At 54.7% G+C, this 18,281-nt stretch carries 22 protein-coding genes, 1 pseudogene and 1 riboswitch; of the genes and pseudogenes, 14 read left to right on the forward strand and 9 right to left on the reverse strand.

Annotated features, from left to right (window positions below):
* The first annotated feature begins 38 nt into the window (after positions 1-38).
* Together R6W86_RS11850 and R6W86_RS11855 are read left to right on the forward strand one after the other, a co-directional pair.
* Positions 39-1,034, forward strand: coding sequence for a peptidase U32 family protein (locus R6W86_RS11850; RefSeq protein WP_410329569.1), 996 nt, complete (start codon positions 39-41; stop codon positions 1,032-1,034).
* Between the two features lie 13 nt (positions 1,035-1,047).
* Complete coding sequence (locus tag R6W86_RS11855; protein WP_410329570.1) at positions 1,048-1,944, forward strand: U32 family peptidase; 897 nt, start codon at positions 1,048-1,050, stop codon at positions 1,942-1,944.
* Here the strand turns inward: R6W86_RS11855 and R6W86_RS11860 are convergent, their stop codons facing one another.
* Positions 1,945-2,415: a cytochrome c gene (locus R6W86_RS11860; protein ID WP_410329571.1), complete on the reverse strand. Its 471-nt coding sequence runs from the start codon at positions 2,413-2,415 to the stop codon at positions 1,945-1,947. It lies immediately after the preceding gene.
* Positions 2,416-2,563: 148 nt separating this feature from the next.
* Complete coding sequence (locus tag R6W86_RS11865) at positions 2,564-2,818, reverse strand: hypothetical protein (RefSeq protein ID WP_410329572.1); 255 nt, start codon at positions 2,816-2,818, stop codon at positions 2,564-2,566.
* A riboswitch (cobalamin riboswitch) is annotated at positions 2,779-2,995 on the forward strand. It overlaps the preceding gene by 40 nt.
* Here R6W86_RS11865 and R6W86_RS11870 point away from each other — a divergent pair.
* From R6W86_RS11870 to R6W86_RS11885, 4 genes and pseudogenes are all read left to right on the forward strand, one after another.
* Positions 2,974-3,243 (forward strand): annotated as a pseudogene (locus R6W86_RS11870) (ribonucleoside triphosphate reductase); the annotation flags it as partial. Its footprint overlaps the riboswitch before it by 22 nt.
* Before the next feature lie 62 nt (positions 3,244-3,305).
* Entirely contained in the window at positions 3,306-3,533 is a 228-nt protein-coding gene (locus R6W86_RS11875) for a hypothetical protein (protein ID WP_410329573.1), read from the forward strand.
* Entirely contained in the window at positions 3,484-3,786 is a 303-nt protein-coding gene (locus R6W86_RS11880; RefSeq protein WP_410329574.1) for a hypothetical protein, read from the forward strand. The genes R6W86_RS11875 and R6W86_RS11880 overlap by 50 nt, the downstream gene beginning before the upstream one ends.
* Before the next feature lie 36 nt (positions 3,787-3,822).
* On the forward strand, positions 3,823-4,185 hold the full coding sequence (locus R6W86_RS11885; RefSeq protein WP_410329575.1) for a DUF488 domain-containing protein: 363 nt from the start codon (positions 3,823-3,825) through the stop codon (positions 4,183-4,185).
* A gap of 313 nt (positions 4,186-4,498) precedes the next feature.
* Here the strand turns inward: R6W86_RS11885 and R6W86_RS11890 are convergent, their stop codons facing one another.
* Together R6W86_RS11890 and R6W86_RS11895 are read right to left on the reverse strand one after the other, a co-directional pair.
* Positions 4,499-7,258 (reverse strand): EAL domain-containing protein, encoded by a 2,760-nt coding sequence (locus R6W86_RS11890; protein WP_410329576.1) that lies wholly within the window; start codon positions 7,256-7,258, stop codon positions 4,499-4,501.
* Positions 7,259-7,593: 335 nt separating this feature from the next.
* Positions 7,594-8,316: an MOSC domain-containing protein gene (locus R6W86_RS11895; RefSeq protein WP_410329577.1), complete on the reverse strand. Its 723-nt coding sequence runs from the start codon at positions 8,314-8,316 to the stop codon at positions 7,594-7,596.
* 214 nt (positions 8,317-8,530) lie between these two features.
* Between R6W86_RS11895 and R6W86_RS11900 the strand changes: the two genes are divergently transcribed.
* From R6W86_RS11900 to R6W86_RS11915, 4 genes are all read left to right on the forward strand, one after another.
* Positions 8,531-8,746 (forward strand): hypothetical protein, encoded by a 216-nt coding sequence (locus tag R6W86_RS11900; protein WP_410329578.1) that lies wholly within the window; start codon positions 8,531-8,533, stop codon positions 8,744-8,746.
* 11 nt (positions 8,747-8,757) lie between these two features.
* On the forward strand, positions 8,758-8,961 hold the full coding sequence (locus R6W86_RS11905) for a DUF2892 domain-containing protein (protein ID WP_410329579.1): 204 nt from the start codon (positions 8,758-8,760) through the stop codon (positions 8,959-8,961).
* Between the two features lie 15 nt (positions 8,962-8,976).
* Positions 8,977-9,345, forward strand: coding sequence for a hypothetical protein (locus tag R6W86_RS11910; RefSeq protein WP_410329580.1), 369 nt, complete (start codon positions 8,977-8,979; stop codon positions 9,343-9,345).
* A gap of 70 nt (positions 9,346-9,415) precedes the next feature.
* Positions 9,416-9,730: a hexameric tyrosine-coordinated heme protein gene (locus R6W86_RS11915; RefSeq protein ID WP_410329581.1), complete on the forward strand. Its 315-nt coding sequence runs from the start codon at positions 9,416-9,418 to the stop codon at positions 9,728-9,730.
* 54 nt (positions 9,731-9,784) lie between these two features.
* Here the strand turns inward: R6W86_RS11915 and R6W86_RS11920 are convergent, their stop codons facing one another.
* Together R6W86_RS11920 and R6W86_RS11925 are read right to left on the reverse strand one after the other, a co-directional pair.
* A complete protein-coding gene (locus R6W86_RS11920; RefSeq protein WP_410329582.1) occupies positions 9,785-10,948 on the reverse strand; it encodes a cytochrome P450 in 1,164 nt (387 codons plus the stop codon).
* 118 nt (positions 10,949-11,066) lie between these two features.
* Positions 11,067-11,780 carry a succinate dehydrogenase iron-sulfur subunit gene (locus R6W86_RS11925; protein WP_410329583.1) on the reverse strand — a complete coding sequence of 238 codons (714 nt, stop codon included), beginning with the start codon at positions 11,778-11,780 and terminating at the stop codon, positions 11,067-11,069.
* 73 nt (positions 11,781-11,853) lie between these two features.
* Here R6W86_RS11925 and R6W86_RS11930 point away from each other — a divergent pair, with 73 nt between their 5' ends.
* The gene (locus R6W86_RS11930) at positions 11,854-12,087 is read left to right on the forward strand and encodes a hypothetical protein (RefSeq protein WP_410329584.1); all 234 of its coding nucleotides are present in this window, start codon (positions 11,854-11,856) and stop codon (positions 12,085-12,087) included.
* A 40-nt stretch (positions 12,088-12,127) separates the two neighbouring features.
* On the opposite strand, the gene R6W86_RS11935 is transcribed toward R6W86_RS11930, so the two are convergent.
* The gene (locus R6W86_RS11935; protein WP_410329585.1) at positions 12,128-12,586 is read right to left on the reverse strand and encodes a hypothetical protein; all 459 of its coding nucleotides are present in this window, start codon (positions 12,584-12,586) and stop codon (positions 12,128-12,130) included.
* Positions 12,587-12,603: 17 nt separating this feature from the next.
* Complete coding sequence (locus R6W86_RS11940) at positions 12,604-13,275, reverse strand: hemerythrin domain-containing protein (RefSeq protein WP_410329586.1); 672 nt, start codon at positions 13,273-13,275, stop codon at positions 12,604-12,606.
* Between the two features lie 113 nt (positions 13,276-13,388).
* Here R6W86_RS11940 and norR point away from each other — a divergent pair, with 113 nt between their 5' ends.
* A complete protein-coding gene (gene norR, locus R6W86_RS11945) occupies positions 13,389-14,966 on the forward strand; it encodes a nitric oxide reductase transcriptional regulator NorR (RefSeq protein ID WP_410329587.1) in 1,578 nt (525 codons plus the stop codon).
* 16 nt (positions 14,967-14,982) lie between these two features.
* Here norR and hemN read toward each other — a convergent pair whose 3' ends face one another.
* Positions 14,983-16,362, reverse strand: a complete 1,380-nt coding sequence (gene hemN, locus R6W86_RS11950; protein ID WP_410329588.1) for an oxygen-independent coproporphyrinogen III oxidase — start codon at positions 16,360-16,362, stop codon at positions 14,983-14,985.
* Between the two features lie 369 nt (positions 16,363-16,731).
* On the opposite strand from hemN, the gene R6W86_RS11955 reads away from it, so the two are divergent.
* The gene (locus R6W86_RS11955; protein ID WP_410329589.1) at positions 16,732-17,178 is read left to right on the forward strand and encodes a c-type cytochrome; all 447 of its coding nucleotides are present in this window, start codon (positions 16,732-16,734) and stop codon (positions 17,176-17,178) included.
* Between the two features lie 15 nt (positions 17,179-17,193).
* Positions 17,194-18,281 (forward strand): cbb3-type cytochrome c oxidase subunit I (locus R6W86_RS11960; protein ID WP_410329590.1); only part of this gene is annotated, 1,088 nt, incomplete at its 3' end.

Here is an 18,281-nt window from a genome sequence, read left to right on the forward strand (position 1 = left end):
AGCTACTCTCGGCAATATACTTTTTTGCGGAGAGTAGCATGGAACTCGTATGCCCGGCCGGCAGTCTGCCAGCCCTGAAAACCGCCGTGGATAATGGTGCCGACGCGGTCTATATCGGCTTCCGAGACAGCACCAACGCCCGCCAGTTCGCGGGTCTGAATTTCAACGACAAACGCGCCGCCGAGGGCATTGACTACGCCCACTCCAGAGGCCGCCGCGTATTCTGCGCTATCAATACCTACCCACAACCGGATGGCTGGGAACAGTGGAAGGCTGCGGTCGACCGCGCGGCGGGCCTGGGGGTGGATGCCATCATCCTCGCCGACATGGGCCTGCTCGATTACGCCGCAAGCCGTTACCCGGACATCCCCCGGCACCTGTCGGTGCAGGGCTCGGCCACCAGTTACGAAGCCCTGTCCTTCTACAAGGACAACTTCGATATCCGCCGGGCGGTGTTGCCCCGGGTGCTGTCCCTGGATCAGGTGCGTGGTGTGGCCAAGCACAGCCCGGTTGAACTGGAAGTGTTCGCCTTCGGCAGCCTGTGCATCATGGCCGAGGGGCGCTGTTACCTGTCGTCCTACCTCACTGACGAATCTCCGAACACCCGTGGTGCCTGTTCACCTGCCAAGGCCGTGCGTTGGCAGGAAACGCCTCAGGGGCTGGAGTCGCGATTGAACGATGTGCTGATTGACCGCTATGGCCAGGGCGAATCCGCCGGTTACCCGACTCTCTGCAAGGGCCGGTTCGAGGTGGAAGGCAGCGTCTATCACGCCATCGAGGAGCCGGTCAGTCTGAACACGCTGGACCTGCTGCCGGAGCTGCAGGAACTGGGCATCAGCGCTGTCAAGATCGAGGGCCGTCAACGCAGCCCGGCCTACATTGCCGATGTGGCCCGCACCTGGCGCCAGGCACTGGACAACCTGGAAAAAACACCGGGTATGTTCACCGTAGAGAATGACTGGCGCAACACTCTCTCCGGACTGTCCGAGGGTGGCCTGACCACCCTGGGCGCCTATCACCGTAAGTGGAAATAAGGTTCTGCCAATCATGATGAAACTCTCTCTCGGACCCATCCTGTGGTTCTGGTCCAAGCAGACCGTGTTCGATTTCTACGCCAAGGCTGCCGAATGGCCAGTGGACACGATTTATCTGGGTGAGGCGGTCTGTTCCCGACGCCGTGAACTGAAACCGGAAGACTGGTTTGATCTGGCCCGGGACCTGAAAGCCTGCGGCAAGGAGGTGGTGATCTCCACACAGACCCTGATTGAGTCGGAAGCGGACCTGCGTCGCCTGCGCCGGATCTGCGACCAGAACGAGTTCCTGGTGGAAGCCAACGATCAGAGTGCGGTGCAGGTCGCCATCCGTCATCACATTCCGTTTATTACCGGCCCTTCCATGAACATCTATAACGTCGCCACCCTCAGGGTGCTGGCGACGCAGGGACTAAAAGGCTGGAACCTGCCGGTTGAGCTGGGCAAGGAAACCCTGGAACAGCTGATCACCGGCCTGAAACAGGAGGGCCTGGATCTGCCAGCGGAGGTGTTTTCCTGGGGTTTCCTTCCTCTGGCCTGGTCGTCCCGCTGTTTCACCGCCCGTCATTACAACCTGCCCAAGGACAACTGCGAGTTTCGTTGTTTGCAGCATCCTGACGGGATGGAGTTGCGTTCCCGGGAATCCCAGGAACTGTTTCGTTTGAACGGCATTTCCACTCTCTCGGGTTCCCGCTATGACCTGATGCGGGAGCTGCCGGAAATGGAACGTATGGGCGTGAGCACTGTGCGCCTGAGTCCCGAGCACCAGGGCATGGATGAGGTGGTGAAACGCTTTGACCAGGTGCGGCGGGGCGAAACCCCGGCTACCGACCCGCTGCAGCTTGTGGAGGCGCCACCCTGCAACGGGTACTGGTATGGCAAGCCGGGGATGGATCTGGTTGTTAACGGCTGATCAGTTTTTGCCGGTATTCACCCCGGGAAAACGATCAGACACATACGTTCCGTGGCATGCAATACAATTACGCGTCATCTCGTCGTAGAGTTGGCGCTGTTCGTTTGTATTTTCCTTCCTGCCAGCTTCCGCCAGTGAAGCCGCGAGCTTGTGAAACTCCTTGTCCAGCGTGACAAAGCCCTCGGGAACGGCGGACATCAGGTCTTTGCGGTCTTGTTCGGTCAGTTCCTGTTGTAGGATGAAGCTGTCATGAATTTTCTGGGCACTGGTGGCAACAGTTTCATGCTCCCCGGTTACCATAGCGGTATGAATGGAAGCCATTGCCGACTGCACAGAGCGCATTTCCTGCTGTAACAGTTGGCTGAGCTTGTCTGTCAGCTTTGGCGTAACCGGTTCGGCGGCCATGACACTCGCGGACAGCGCAACCAACAGTGCAGTTGCTCCAATAAATTTGAGGTTATTTGCGGTCATTGGTGTCCCTCTTGATCAGTAAAAGATGTATTTGCACCGCCACATTTTTAAGGATGACACAGCGTGCCGTCAAACAAATCGGTTGGCTCGCGTGGTATTTGCAGGATTGGGCGGCCACCCGGGTCTTCGTCATGCCGTGTCCCCGTTGTTATGAGTGATGGATCGCCGCACCGGCATACAGTCGCAGCTGAAGCTTGTGGCTGTGGAAGACAATCCGGGGCTTCAGGTTATCAATACCCAAAGAACGGAGGCGTTCAGCCATCGGGTGTTGGCTGTTACCCACCCGGGCGCGAACACTGCCCGGCAGGCAGGCTTTGCCGCCGCCACGGGTGATCACCTGGGTGCGTAACAGCTCGTTGTTATGGCATGAGTAAAGCACCAGGTCCAGTTGCGGCCCCCGCATTCCCGGGCCGGGGTTGCCGCTGAGGGTGAGTATGTTGTCCTGGCCAGCCGCGCAGCGGTATTGGGGAGCGACCGTGGCATGATGACACTGGCGCAAGCCGGGAAGTCGCCACGCAAGGCAGAGCCGAAAGGCTCACGCCCCTGAGTCCGAAGACTTGCCAGGGCTACTCCCTCGGTGGCCTGATTCTGAATGCCGCCGGCAAGGTGGAAGCGGCACCACCGCAACATCTGTCCAGTGCCATCGGTCAGATAGTCAATTTCCTGGGCACCCAGACACCGTTCACCAACATCACCTTCGACTGGGTGTGCCCGGATGATCTGCGTGAGCAGATACCCGTTATCGCCGGTGAGGAAATGCCGTTCAGTTATGGCGACCTGCATGCCGAGATGGACATGACCAACCGGGTCTGCATCGAGGTGATGAGAAAATCAGCTGGCAGCAGGCCCATAGACATCTGAAGAGCCGGCAGGGGCTCCTGGATTCGGTGGTGTTCAGTGGTGGCGAACCCACTTTCCAGAAAGCCCTGTTGCCGGCCCTGCAACAAACCCGGGCCATGGGGTTCCGCAACGGCCTGCACACCGGCGCCCCGCACCTGAAGTTACTGCAGCCATGGTTACCCTGGCTGGACTGGGTCGGGCTGGATATCAAGGCCTTGCCCTCCGATTATGACATCATCAACACCAACCGCCACGCCGGAGCGTTGGGCTGTCATTGAGGCGCTGCAAAATGCCGGTGTGGATTTCCAGTGCAGGATGACCTTGCATGGAGCACTGCAGTCGCCGGATCAAGTGATCACCGTGGGGCGGCGGCTGGCGGATAAGGGCGTCCGCCGGTTCTCCGTGAAGATTGCCCGAAGTGACCAGATCCTGAATGAATCCATAGACCCCGGGTATCCGGGGGCAGAAGATAAACAGCGGGTACTCGAGTTACTCACGTCATTCTTTGAAACTCTCGATATCCGGGAGTAGGCTGAAAAGCCCACTTGGATATCCGGGAGCCTGCCCATGGAAATTCGCCTGAAACGAGCCTACGACACCGCTGCCCGCTCAGACGGACCGCGTATACTGGTGGACCGCATCTGGCCCCGGGGCGTGGCCAAAGAAGATGCCGACATCGCCCATTGGCTGAAAGGGCTGGCACCGACTACCGAATTGCGCAAATGGTTTGGCCATGATCCGGGCAAGTGGTACGAGTTCCGTGACCGCTACCTGGAGGAGCTAAAATCCGACGCCGCCGCTGAGGATCTGAACACGCTTCGGCAACTGATCGAGGAGCACAAACGCATCACGCTGGTGTTTGCCGCGAAGGATACCGAGCATAACAACGCTGTGGCGCTTCGGGATTATATCGTAAACGGCCGGCTCTGAGCTTTTTGGCTCCCCGTTTTACCCGTTTGCTTAATGTTTGTTGTTACAAATCCTCACCGCTCCGGATTTAAACATGCATGCAACATGAATCTGATTAAAGAGCTGGAGCATGGGTATGAGGGTTTGGCCGTCCACAAAGCATGGGGAAGTGCTGGAAGCAGAGCTGTCGGCATCACACGACGCATTTGCAGAAGTCGGAGAACAGAACCACAGGCTGGAAGCAGAAGTGGAGGAGGAGCGCAGGGTGCTTGCAGAGACGCGTTCGGAACTTGAGCTACGCCATCGGCTGATGACCGATCTCGGCCAGTTCGGTTCATCGCGAGGAGCTTACTGGACGGCTATTGTGCTTCAGCCATGTCAACAAACTGCCTAACGGCATGGGTTTGGCAAAAAGAAAACCTTGAAAAACACCACAGCCAAGTTGTTCGAAATAGTCATGTTGCTCTTCTGTTTCGATGCCTTCTGCGACCACTTTAAGGTCGAGATGTTTGCACAGAGTGATGATGGTGTGACAGATTGCCGCGCTCTTGTAGTCCCCCATGGCGCTGTCCACGAAGCTGCGATCAATTTTGATCTTGTCGATGGGCAGGCTACGAAGGTAGCTCAGGCTGGAGAAGCCGGTACCGAAGTCATCGATGCTGGTTTTTACTCCCATACTGTTCAGGGTGAGCAGTGTATCAATGGCTCCATCCGTGTCGCGCATCAGGATGCCTTCGGTCAGTTCCAGCTCGAGGTGCTTTGTGGGAAGTTTGGTTTCCTCCAGCACGCTGCGTAGTGTGTTCAGAAAATCAGGGCGATGGAACTGCAGAGGCGACAGATTGATGGCCACGCGCCCCTTCAACAGCCGCTTTTCCGCCAGTTCTCGGGCATCCAGGCAAGCCTGTCGCATAACCCATTGGCTTAGCGGGATGATCTGCCCGGTTTCCTCCGCCATGGGAATAAAGGTTGCTGGCGAAATCAGGCCTTTCTCTGGATGGTGCCAACGAACCAGAGCTTCCAGCCCCTCGGCTTCTCCCTGGCCGTTCATCATCGGCTGGTAGTGCAGACTGAGTTGGCCAAGCTCAATAGCCTCCTGTAGTTCACCGCGCATGCGGATACGCTGGCTGAGTTTGCTGTCCAGATTATCGGTATAGAATTGATAGGTGTTTCGCCCTTGCTGTTTGGCTTTGTACATTGCCATGTCTGCATGCTGTAGCAGTTCTCCGGGGTCCTTGATTCCTGCATGGTGGATAGCAATACCAATGCTCGCGGAGACATGAAACTCATATTTGCCGATTTTGTGTGCCTTGTTCAGTAATGCCAGGAGGCGCGTGGCTATTTCTTCGGCTTCGCCAGGATGGCCGAGTTCGGTAAGCAGCAGGACAAACTCATCGCCACCGAGACGGGCAAGGGTATCGCCGGCACGAAGGTCTTGCTGCAAGCGATTCGCCACACTGATCAGAAGCTGGTCGCCGATACGGTGGCCGAGGGAATCATTGATGGGCTTGAACTCGTCCAGATCGATGAACAGTACCGCCAGTCCTTTCTCGGTGCGGTTAGCCTGCTCCACATCATGGGCCAAACGGTCACTGAACAGGGCACGGTTACCCAGGCCGGTCAGCATATCGTGGGTGGCCTGGTGGACCAGACGTTGCTTCATCATGACCTGCTCGGTGACGTCGGAGAAGATCGCAACGTAGTTCGTCGGTTTTCCGGAATTGTCGTGTACGGCACTGATGGTCAACAGCTCAGCATAGAGTTCGCCGTCCTTACGCCGATTCCAGACTTCCCCTTTCCAGGTGCCAGTCGTTAGCAGTTGCTGCCATAGTTTCTTATAGAAATCAGGCTGTTGAATCCCTGAGTGAAGAATTCTCGGATTCTTTCCCTCAACCTCCTCGCGGGTGAAGTTAGTGATCTGAGTGAATGCCTGGTTGGTATCGATGATGTTCGCCTGGTGATCCGTCACCATAATGCCGTCATGGGTATGATTGAAGATGATGTCAGCCAGTTTCAGGCGTAGATAGAGGCTGCGAGTGATCAGATAGAGCAGAATCAGTGCAGTGAGTATGGACAACGGGGAGATTACCAAATAGTGCCAAAGTTCGAAGCTTGCCGCCTTCCGTTTATTGATGGTTTGAGACAAGATGGCCGCTGCCAGATTGTCTTCTGCGACCTTGAGCTGGCTAATATAGTCGCTTTGCCGGCTAAACCACTCTTCCGCCGTAGGTAAGATGCCGGTCGGAAGTGGGGAATCAATCGCCACTACATGTTCACTAAGGATTTGACGTAGCCGGGTGATATCTTGATGGCGCTGACCATGCACCAATGCCTGCAGCTGTTCGCCATGTTCTGTATCTGCAAACTCAAGAAAGACAGTATAGTACGTCCGCTGCTTGGCCCACAGCTCAAGCAGCTCAGTCCAGCTATCTGCTGTAATGATGCCGTCAGATAGTATATAGCTGATTCTGCCACGCTCTTGTCCAGCGAGTTCCCTATACATCGTTAGTGCGTGAAGGGCAGCGAACTGTAAAGCTATATCCGCATACTGGACGTTGTGAATATTACGGGTGCTCAGGGAACTCAGCTGAAGGTTGATTCGCGAGAAGTAGTCAAGTGCCTCCTGGTCACTGCTGGTGAAGTCGTCGATTCGCTGGCGAATGTCAGATAGCCTTCGCAGATTTCGGGCAATGTCAGTTAAAACGTAGCGTACGGAGGCAGCATCAGCTTCTTCGGAACCATCTTGTGCGCTCCTGGGTTCTTGTGAGTCTGTCGGGAAGTTAAGATCTCTATAGGCCAGAAACTGGCTGAGGTGTTGATCCGTGTTGGCCCTTGCCGCCGATAACCTGTCTGAGGAGAAGTCTTCTCCACCCCCTAGATAACCCAGACTCGCGCCGCGCTCGTACTGCAAATGAAAAGCCAGGTCAGCAGCCTGTATCGTCAGCCTGGAAAATCTCTCCACCTCCTGAAGTTCCGATACCCCCCGGTAGCGACTGAGGGCACTCATTGTCGTCATCCAGACAATGGCCACCAGTGGCATTCCAAGCGCCACAAGCAGGCGTGTTTTCAGGGAAAACCGGTCAAGAAAGTGCAACATGGCGCTCTGTTTCCATAACAGCATGGATCATGATCAGACGAATCATCACAGCAGGAGTAAGCTGACTCAGCGCCTGGGGATTGTGCCGGTAGATGTCCCCAATGCACTATTATTGATGCACCATATACTGGAGATTATGATCAGGCAACGGGCTTGTTGCCGTGGCGATCGAGGAGTTACGACAATTGGTGCGACATATTGCCATATGGTGGAGATCTTGATAAATGCCTCCACACAGTGGTGATCTTTGATCTGACTATGTGGCGGATCAAGATAAATGCGATAGCATTTGGGGTTATTCTGGCCAGTGTTGACTTGATTTCAGAGATGGGAGCTCAAATAGCCGGTAATAGCCTGTCGGAGATACTTCCCGGGCCAAACAGCCGCTTCTCCCAGTCCTCAACCTCTCCGGTTTCCAGCCGCTTGCGGGCCAGTTGCCGCAGGTTGGGGGAGAGCTGTTCCAGTTCCGCCATCTCCGCCAGGGCATCTTGCTCCAGTGGTGTTTCATACAGCAGTGACAACACCTGGCTCAGAGGCCATTCCGGCTTGGGGCGTTGCTCAAGGGTCAGTGTATCACCCTGGCGAACCATACCCTCCTGCAGCACCCGGTAATACCAGCCGGTTCTGAGTGTATTCTGTAGCCTGCGGGACATGTCCGATATGCCAAAACGGGCATTCAGCCGCCAGCAGGGTTGCCGTGGCTGGGATACCTGCAGGATTGCCTCCCCCAGATTATAAATGTCGCCAACACAGACATCGGTTTCAGTCAGCCCTTCGGTAACCAGATTTTCACCAAAACCGCCGGGCTGGCTGCGATCGGCGGCAGGTACCGGCAGGATTTTCTGTAGTCTGGCGTAATGGTCGGAAGCGAAGTGATGCAGGGCTTTCTCCGGCCCGCCATGGCGGCGGGTATCGCCGTGTTCGTCCTGCTCCAGCCCGGTTTCGCTCAAAAAGGCTGCTTTCACGTTTTGTTTGTAGATGCCAGTGGCTGCTCCGGTGTCTGCCAGATCCTGTAACTGGCCGGTTCTGAGCTGGAGTATTCTGGTCTGGTTGGTCATCAATAATCTCCGTATCTGAGGGGCCTGACTCTTAGTGCCATGCGCCCACAAGTGCGCCTGATCCCAGGATCAGTGTGCCACCTACCTGGGCAATAATCAGCAGTACCTAAAGCTGTGAATCAACCAGAATGGGAGACTGGCGCTGCCGAGTTTGTGCGGCTTGCGCGGCTGGTTGCTGGAGTCCTGAAGAAAGCCGTGAACGATGTAGGTGCTGATGGCCAGGGTGAAAAAGCCAGGGGCAGCGGCTTTCGGGCTGCTGGCCATGCACCGGTGTTTCCAGGTGCCGGTCAGCAGACCGGTCGCGAAAAACGGGAAAGCGGCGCTCAGGCAAATTTTTTCGGCCAGTGTTATTGTCGGTATTCCTGAAAAAGTGATTTGCGTCATTGCCAAACAAGAGCGACAGGTCAATGGTATATACTTATTCCCTTAAGGAGGTGCTTTATGACGGTCAATGAAGGTCTTCGCCTGATGGCAGGCGTGTTCACTCTGATATCCATTTTGCTGGCCCACTATGTGAGCCCTTACTGGCTTCTGTTCACCGGGTTTATTGCCCTTAATCTTATTCAGTCGGCCTTCACTAAGTGGTGCCCCGCGATGGTGGTCCTCAAAAAGATGGGGCTGAAAGAGGAAAAACCGGCTAACTGAGTAACATTGTGGCAAATGCACCGGCCGTTTGCGCGCCGCGCAATCCTGCCGACCGCTCTGTTGTCCACTTCCTGCATGACCATCTTCTGGGCCGGGTTTGCCTGGGGCAACATGCCGGCTGCGGTGCAGATGACAGTCGTGGGCCTGATTGCCGGTTCCCTGCTGGCGCCGGTGTTCCAGAAAGACCTGAAACCGAAATTCCCGCCGTTCTCTACCCTCGGTTTTCTCCTTGGGCGCAGTTATCGATGCGTGTCTACTGAAGTGGGGGAAGCCCAGTGCGAAGGTGACGGACCGGTTATTCGGCCCTCAGACATGACTCTGGAAGGTCAGGTTTTGGGTCTTTGGGAGGAGCGTTTTAACCTTAAAGATTCATTGCAAATGTAGATAATGTGGTCCATTACTGTTGGTACCTCTCCGATTGAGGTAACGACTGATGATATGTAAGGAGACCTGAATGATGAATACAAAAAAATGCCTCCTGACTGTTTGCGCTGCGTTGGCCTTGAGCGCACCAATGGCTGGCCATGCAGAGGATCAAGATAACGGCGATGTCTGGTTGGCCAGCCTCGTTACTGAAACTCCACAAGAAGGCTTTGAATTGGCTATCAAGTTGTCCCGCATGGGCGTTAAAAGCACACAATCCGATAAGGAAGTTCTATTTCGGGAGCGTGAAAAATACGCCCAAAAAGGTGAAGCATTGATTCATGCCTCAGAGGTGATTGCAGTTCACTTCCAGACAGTGGCAGCTGCCAACAATTACTGGAAGTGATGTTGTCCATGGCGGCCAGCAGGGTCGCCATGGTTATCACAGTTCCCCGGGAAGCTATTGTTTCCTGATAAGCATCGGCAAATAGCTGAATCCTCCAGTGGGGAACACGGCTCGCTCAGACTGTTCATCAGGTGCCGGCTTCAGAGTGTCGACAGCAGAGAGAAATTCCTCCATCAGGACCCTGAGCTCCATTCTGGCCAGAGGCGCACCCGGGCAGACGTGAATACCCGCGCCATAGAGCAGATTCTGGTCACGGTTCTTCTGTGGACAAAACGCGTCCGGATCGCCGAAGACTTCCTCGTCACGGTTTGCGGAGGCCCACAGGATGGTGATTTTTTCGCCGGCTGGAATCGTTCGTCCGCCAAGCTCCACGTCCCGGGTGGTGACCCTGCGGTTCGACATCAACGGCGCGTCCATACGAAGTATTTCATCAATAGCGTCTGGTAACGCATCGGTATCGTTCGTGAGGCTCTGTCTGAGGTCTGGATGTCCTGACAAGTAATTCAGGAGAATTGATACGCTGGAACTGATGGTGCCCAGTTCGCCGACCGTCCAGTTTCGCAGGAGGCTCGTGAGTTCCTTATCGGTCATTGGCTGACTATTAACAGTCTCTTCCATCAGGGAGGTTGTGACATCCCGGGGAGCATTGGCTCCAGCGCGACGGCGGGCCTCCAGCAAATCATGAATGTAGTTGTCGAATTCCCGGGCAACATCGGCCATGGCCTGTCGATCGCGGGCGAGCGTCGCCCGGTGGTTTTTTAACAGCCACTCCCGGAGTGGTTCATGGAGGGAGTCGGGCCATCCCATGAAAGCGCACTGAATCTTTAGTGCGAAAGCCCGGCTGAACTGTTCGACAACATCAAACGGTTGGCCATCGGGCAGGTTCCCGACGAGATTACGGGCGATCCTACGGCAGATTGGCTCAAACTTTTCCATTGCCTGACGTGAAAAGTAAGGCTCGATTACCTTGCGATAGTGAGTATGGTCGGGGGGATCCATGCCATTCGGTACCGAAAGATGACTGGATACCGCGCTGCTGAAGGCCTGATGGTCTTTCAGAACGCGCACGACATCTTCGTGCCTGAATAACGTCCAGTGCTGGTAGTCGCTCCAGGCAACAGGGCATTGACCACGCATCCTGTCGTAGACCCTTATCTGATCCTTTAAAACATCGTTGGCTCGCGGGTTCCAGTCGGGTTTGTGGGAATCGTCTGCCATTGCTGATCCTCAGGAAAATACATGTTCGGTCAGAGTATCAGGGCACCGGAATGTCTTCTTGAAGATAAATCAACTGGTCTTCGGGCAGATGATCTGAGTCAACACGCTGCCAGGGATTTCAGACCTGCTCCCGAACCAGCAGGGCTTTGATATGGCCAATAGCTTTCATGGGGTTGAGTCCCTTGGGGCAGTACGCCGCGCAGTTGCCAATGCCTCGGCAGCGAAACACGCTGAAAGGATCTTCCAGTTTTGCCAGGCGCTCCCTTGTGGCGGTGTCGCGCGAATCCACCAGGAATCGATAAGCCTGGAGTAGTCCCGAGGGACCGATATACTTCTCCGGGTTCCACCACCAGGAAGGGCACGCGGAGGTGCAGCAAGCGCAGAGAATACACTCATACAGACCATCCAGCTTTGCCCGGTCTTCCGGGCTCTGGAGCCGCTCGATGGCCGGTTCGGGATCATCGTTAATCAGCCAGGGCTGCACTCGCTCATACTGCTTGAAGAACAGGGACTGATCCACCACCAGATCCCGGATCACGGGCATTCCCGGTAGCGGGCGAATCTCCAGTGTGTCTTTCTTGCCCAGAATATCCGCTACTCTCGTGATGCAGCCCAGACCATTGCGGCCATTCATGCTGAGACCGTCAGAGCCGCAAACACCTTCCCGGCAGGAACGACGAAAAGACAATGTTGAATCACGGGTTTTGAGGTGTTCCAGGACATCGAGAACCATGCGGTTGCGGAATTCTCCGTCGACCTGGACATCCTGGTTGTAGGGGGCGTCATCCTGTTCCGGGTTGTAGCGATACAGGCGAACGGTAAAGGCGGACATTTGACGACCCTCCTGGAATTTCATTCATTGTCAGTATGGGTTTAATATCAGGTTAGCAGATGGGGGTGGTTTTATGGCAGCAGATGACCCTGAAAGTCAGGAGTCGGAAAGGTTGGCCTTTGTCGGGGGCCGCGACGGTTGGGCCGCGGCAGTGGCGTTCGCCCGGCAGGGGATCGCCCAATATGAGTCCGCCATCCGGGAGTCGGATTCCGGTGGCAATCAGTACGGTGCTGCCTACCGGGAAAGCCTGCTGGCATCCATCCGGGTATATCGGGAGTACCTGCAGAAACAAGAACCCCCGGCCTGACCGGGGGTTCATGAAACAGATGGGTGTTGATAATGCAGCACTAATACATCTCCAGCCGGCCAATGTCCCTGGATTGCAGGCGGGCCTCGGCCTGTTGGCTGGATGCTAATTCACGGAAAAGTTCCGCCTCACGATCATTCTGGGCCAGTTTGGACCGCAGCTCATACATTTCTGTAAGCGTTTTGTGTGAGCCCGGAATGTTCTTCAAAATATCCTGAATATCGAGGCAGCCGGTACACGCCGGTATCTGGCCAGGAATCCGGCGGCTGTCGAACTGCTGGGAGTCAACCAGCCAGGCATCCATCAGATCGTCATCGGCATCCTGCAGAAAATCCTCCTTGGCTTCTGCCTGAATATGCTCCCGGCTTGCCAGAAAACTGAGTGCCATGTGCATGCGCTCGTCTTTCCGCATGCCGGCAAGCGTCTCATACTGTTGTTCGAGTAGTTCGTGGTATTCGGTGATCCACTCGATAAGGTCTTTCAGTTGTTTGAAAGCCATAACACTATCTCTCCTTCTCAGAACTGGAAGCGCGGGAACAGCACATCCCGTTCCAGGTAAATTTGCTCGGAAAGCCGGAAGTCCAGAGCTTTCAGTTCCCGGTAGAAGCGCCTCCAGGAGCGGCAGGCGGATTCCGGTGCGTGGTAGTTGCAGGTCATCTGGCGGAGTTTTTTCAACTGGCGTTTGATGACAGAGTGCTCTTCGTTCATCTGGGCAATCGGTGTTTCCGGTCTGGGCGGCTGGTCATGTTTCATCCGTTTCAGAACATAGGCGTTCTCACGCTTAATGTGATCGGTGAGTGTGTGCTCCAGCTTTTTCACGGCCAACGTGATGCCTTTTGGAACCTCGGGGTTTGCCCTGTGCACAGCCTCGATCTTGCGGGCGAGCCGGTGAATCTCTGGCAGCTTTCCCAGATGCCCGGCATCGTAACCCCGTAATATGAGCTCCAGCAGCAGATCTGTGTCCAGTTCCTCAATCGGTGTCTGTTCCATCACCGTATCAAACAGTTCCTGACACAACCGCTTCGGCTCGACATTGGCAATGGATGCGACGATGTCGACGGTTGTCAGGCGGTGGGCCTCAATTTCCGGTACGTGCTTTCTGAATACGGCCAGGGTCTGGGGGCATCGGCTGACCAACTGGCCGACGGTGGTTTCACTGCAGCTGCCGAGAATGTCCTGATAGTTCATTGCTGATCCTCCTCTCTTGCATTAAGATATATATACAATACATGTTAATAGCCGTCAAGAATTGTTCTCATCTTCTCGGCGGATCAACAGGGGCATAAATTTGGAGGGTGAAAATGATTGATGCATTACTGGATATCGCTGTCGATCTGACAAAAGACCTGTCAGCGCAAGATCGTTACCAGCGGCTGCTCGGCGCAGTGCGTCGAGTTCTGCCATGTGATGCATCCGTGCTGCTCAAGTATGAAAATGACCTCTTGGTGCCGGTAGCGATAGACGGTCTATCGACCGACACTCTGGGACGGCGGTTTGATCCTGGTCAGCACCCCCGCTTCCAGCAGATCATCGCATCGGACCAACCGGTACGATTTCCCGCCGATTCCGAGTTGCCTGACCCTTATGACGGTCTGGTGTTGGGGCACGAAGGCAACCTGGAAGTTCACGCCTGCATGGGTTGTGCTCTCTATGTCGACCAACAGCTGATCGGTATTCTGACTCTGGATGGCTTGACGCCGGGCATGTTCGATGGCGTCGATGATCAGACCATGTCGGCATTTTCTGCTCTGGCGGCGGCTGCCATGCGCTCGGCTCTGCTGATCGAATGGCTGGAGCAGCAAGCCAGACATAAGAATCTGCTGGCGCAGGAACTGGTTAGTGAGGCGCTGAAACGGGATGGCGGAGAACTCATCGGCGAGAGCGCTGAAATGCAGCACCTCAACAAAGAGCTCGAACTGGTAGCGGCTTCGGATTTGTCTGTCCTGATTGGTGGTGAGACCGGCGTTGGCAAAGAGCTGGTAGCCCGGACCATTCACCTGATGTCATCGCGGCGGGACCAGCCGCTGGTTCATATCAACTGCGCAGCATTGCCGGAGTCTCTTGCTGAAAGCGAACTCTTTGGGCATTCCAAAGGCTCCTTCACTGGCGCCACCTCGGATCGCGACGGTAAGTTTGAGTTGGCGGACGGCGGCACCCTGTTCCTTGATGAGATTGGCGAGCTGTCTCCGCTCCTGCAAGCCAAAATGTTAAGGGTCTTGCAGAATGGTGAAGTTCAGAGGGTGGGATCGGATAAAATAAGGCATGTGGATGTTCGCATCCTGGCGGCTACCAACCGGGACTTGAAAGAGGATGTCAAAAACGGTCATTTCCGTCGTGACCTCTACCATCGACTCAGCGTTTTTCCGGTGGAAGTGCCTCCGCTGCGCTGCCGTCATGGAGATATTTCGCTGCTGGCCGGTTACTTTGCTGAAAAAATGAGACTCAAGCTCGGTTTGAAAAACCTCCGTATTGCTCCGGAAGCGCTGAGACAGATGGGCGCCTATTCCTGGCCGGGTAACGTCCGCGAGCTGGAGCACGTCATTAGCCGGGCAGCGCTCAGGGCGAGGTCCGAGCAGCAGCGGGGCATGGCCACTATTGAATCCCGGCATTGTGACCTTATCGATGGTGGCCAGGTTCAACCGATAATTTTCCGTTCTACCCGGGATGTCGAGCCAGACGCCTCTCCGGAACCGGAAGAACCTGCAGATACCGCCATGAACGATGCGCTGGCGGACTTCCAGAGAAGTCTCATTTTGGAGCGATTGGCGGCAAACAACCAGAACTGGTCACAGGCCGCAAAATCCCTGGGCATGGATCGGGGCAACCTGCACCGAATGGCCAAGCGGCTTGGTCTCAAAAGCTTGACCAGCGGGCCCTGAAGCACCCCCTTATCGATCAGATAACCCTGGAAAACTGCTGCAGGCTTCCGGCGGGATGGAGGTATGCATCGAATACCATGGCAATGTTTCGCAACAGCAACTGTCCCGTCGATGTGACAGTAACCCGGTGAGAATCGATAACAACCAGGTTATCCATGGCCATCTCGGCCAACTGCCGCATCTCTCTGTAAAAATAATCGAAGAAATCGATGTCATAACGTGTGCTGACTGTCTCGTAAACCACCTTGTTCTGACACATCAGCGACTGAATTACATCACGCCGGATCCGGTCGTCAAAAGACAGCCGATAACCTCGGGCGATAGCCAGAGAGCCGCCGTCGATGGCAGCAAAATAATCATCCTCCTGTCGCATGTTCTGACTGAAACTGTGATTCGTTTTACCGATTGAGGTCATGCCAATTCCGATCAGATCCGTGTCGGCGTATGTGGAGTAGCCCTGAAAATTCCTTTGCAACTGGCCGTTGTGTTTGGCCAGGGCCAGCTCATCGTCAGGCAATGCAAAGTGGTCCATTCCAAGATAGACATAACCGGCGCCCTGCAGCCGCTCAACGGTCATCTCCAGGATGGCCAACTTGGTTTCCGGTGATGGCAGATCGTCAATATTGATAAGTTTCTGGGCTTTTACCTTGTCAGGCATATGCGCGTAGTTATAGATGGCCAGACGCTCTGGTCTTTTTGATAGCACGGTATCCAAGGTGGTACTGAAGCTATCAACCGTCTGGTGCGGCAATCCGTAGATCAAATCCACATTAGTTGATCGGTAGCCCGCGGCACGCGCTGCATCTATCACTGCGAATGTCTGTTCCACCGACTGAATCCGGTTCACCGCAACCTGAACTTTGGGGTCAAAATCCTGAACACCCAGGCTGATGCGATTGAAGCCGAGCTCCCGCAGTAAAGGGATCGTGGTCTTGCGTACCGCCCGCGGGTCGATCTCAATGGAGAACTCGCGGGACTCAGGGGGCGCCAGGGTAAAATTCCTGCGGATTTCCCGTAACAGTGCCGAGAGTTGGTCATCATGTAGAAAAGTAGGGGTACCCCCTCCGAAATGAAGCTGACTGACTTCCCGATTCGGATCGATAAGCTCCGCCTGCCGGGCAATTTCGGTATGAATGCGCTCAAGATAGGGAACGCTGCGCTCTTGCTTGTGCGTAATAATTTTTGCGCAGGCGCAGTAGAAGCAGAGGGACTTACAGAAGGGAATATGAAAATAGAGGGATAGGGGCGTCTGCTGTTGGTTACTTTGCTCAAGCTCGCGCCGGTACTCAGTTTCTCCAAAACGATCAGAAAATTCCACGGCCGTTGGGTATGAGGTATAGCGCGGGCCGTAGGTGTCATATTTCACCAGAAGATCCGCATTGAAATCGATCGTCATAGGTCACTCCTCTTTGCCCGGGTGTCTGGACTGCTGTGTGGTTTGCCTGCAACAGGACAGCAATTCCGGGGCCAGCTCCTCAACCCACTGTTTTTGTAAGGAAAGATTTCTGCTTGCGGGAGTTATCCGAATATTGAGTATCACTTTGACACAGCCCGGTCACCAGTTTGACAACGCCTCTTTGTCATTGCGATGCATTGTCAAAATGACACTTGCTATCGAAATGATCTGAATTCGGCGTTGTTGTTTTTACCACGCACTCTTCTTATGCATCGGAAAAACCAATTAAAGCAACAACATAATAACTTGGCGCATCAATTGCTTGGCCGGTTCGCAGTTTGAAATACCAATGCACAACAGGAGTCAGCTATGGCTGAGAAATTTACCAAAGGTATGGCCAGGAACATCTACTACGGTGGTAGCTTTTTCTTTCTGTTGCTCCTCCTGGGGTTGACCGTTGATACCGTACGGCAACTCCCGGAGCGAAGCCGCAGTGAGAACATTACCCCAGAAGTAGCCCATGGCAAGGAGTTGTGGGAAACCAACAATTGTATCGGGTGCCACAGCCTGATGGGAGAGGGCGCTTACTATGCGCCGGAGTTGGCTAACGTCTTTGATCGCAGAGGCATGGCGAATGAAGAAGCCTTCAAGGGGTACATGCAGTCGTGGCTTGCGGCTCAACCAATGGATAACCCCCGGCGGCGCAAAATGCCCCAGTTCAATCTCACTCAGGAAGAAGTCGATGCACTGGCGGAGTTCCTGATCTGGACGTCCAGAGTCGATGACAACGACTGGCCACCCAATGTTGAAGGTTGAGGCAGGAAGACAATGATGAAGTACACATCTCAACAGGTTGCAAAACCCTATTTTATTTTTGCGCTGGTACTGTTTGCCGCGCAGATTGCCTTTGGCCTTTTGATGGGCATCCAGTATATCAATGGCGATATCGGATTCCCTGCCATCCCCTTCAATGTCGCGCGGATGGTCCACGTAAACCTCTTGATCATCTGGATACTCTTCGGGTTCATGGGGGCCAGTTACTATCTGGTTCCGGAAGAGTCTGAAACCGAGTTGTTCAGCCCTCGGCTGGCCAGAATTACCTTCTGGATTTTTGCTGTGGCCAGTGTTGTAACAGTGCTCGGATATCTTCTCGTCCCCTATGCGGAACTGGCGAGAATCACCAAGAATCACCTGTGGCCAACCATGGGCCGGGAATTCCTGGAACAGCCCACCATCACCAAGATTGGTATTGTGATTGTCTGCCTGTCTTTTGTCTTCAATATCGGAATGACCATTCTTAAAGGGCGGAAGACCGTTATAAACATGGTTCTGATCACCGGTCTGGTCGGGCTGGCGGTTTTCTATCTGTTCTCGTTTTACAACCCGGCCAACCTGACGCTCGACAAGTATTTCTGGTGGTTCGTCGTCCATCTTTGGGTTGAAGGTGTGTGGGAGTTGATTCTTGGTGCGATTCTGGCTTTTGTACTGATCAAGGTCACCGGCGTCGACCGTGAATACATTGAAAAATGGCTGTACCTGATCATTGCAATGGCTTTGATCTCCGGATTAATCGGGATGGGCCATCACTATTTCTGGATTGGTGCACCCGAATACTGGTTGTGGATGGGTTCGGTATTCTCTGCACTGGAGCCAGTGCCTTTCTTCATGATGGTGCTGTTTGCTTTCAAGGTGGTCAAAGAGCGTCGCCGCAAACACCATAATCAGGTCGCCGTGACCTGGGCTCTGGGCTGCTCGGTGATGGCCTTCCTTGGCGCCGGGGTCTGGGGCTTTCTTCACACCCTGGCTCCGGTCAATTACTACACTCACGGCACGCAGTTAACCGCTGCTCATGGCCACCTGGCGTTCTTTGGTGCCTATGCGATGATCGTGATGTGTATTATTTCCTATGCCATGCCGAT

Source organism: Marinobacter sp. (assembly GCF_046484525.1).
In the GTDB taxonomy this organism is placed as follows: domain Bacteria; phylum Pseudomonadota; class Gammaproteobacteria; order Pseudomonadales; family Oleiphilaceae; genus Marinobacter.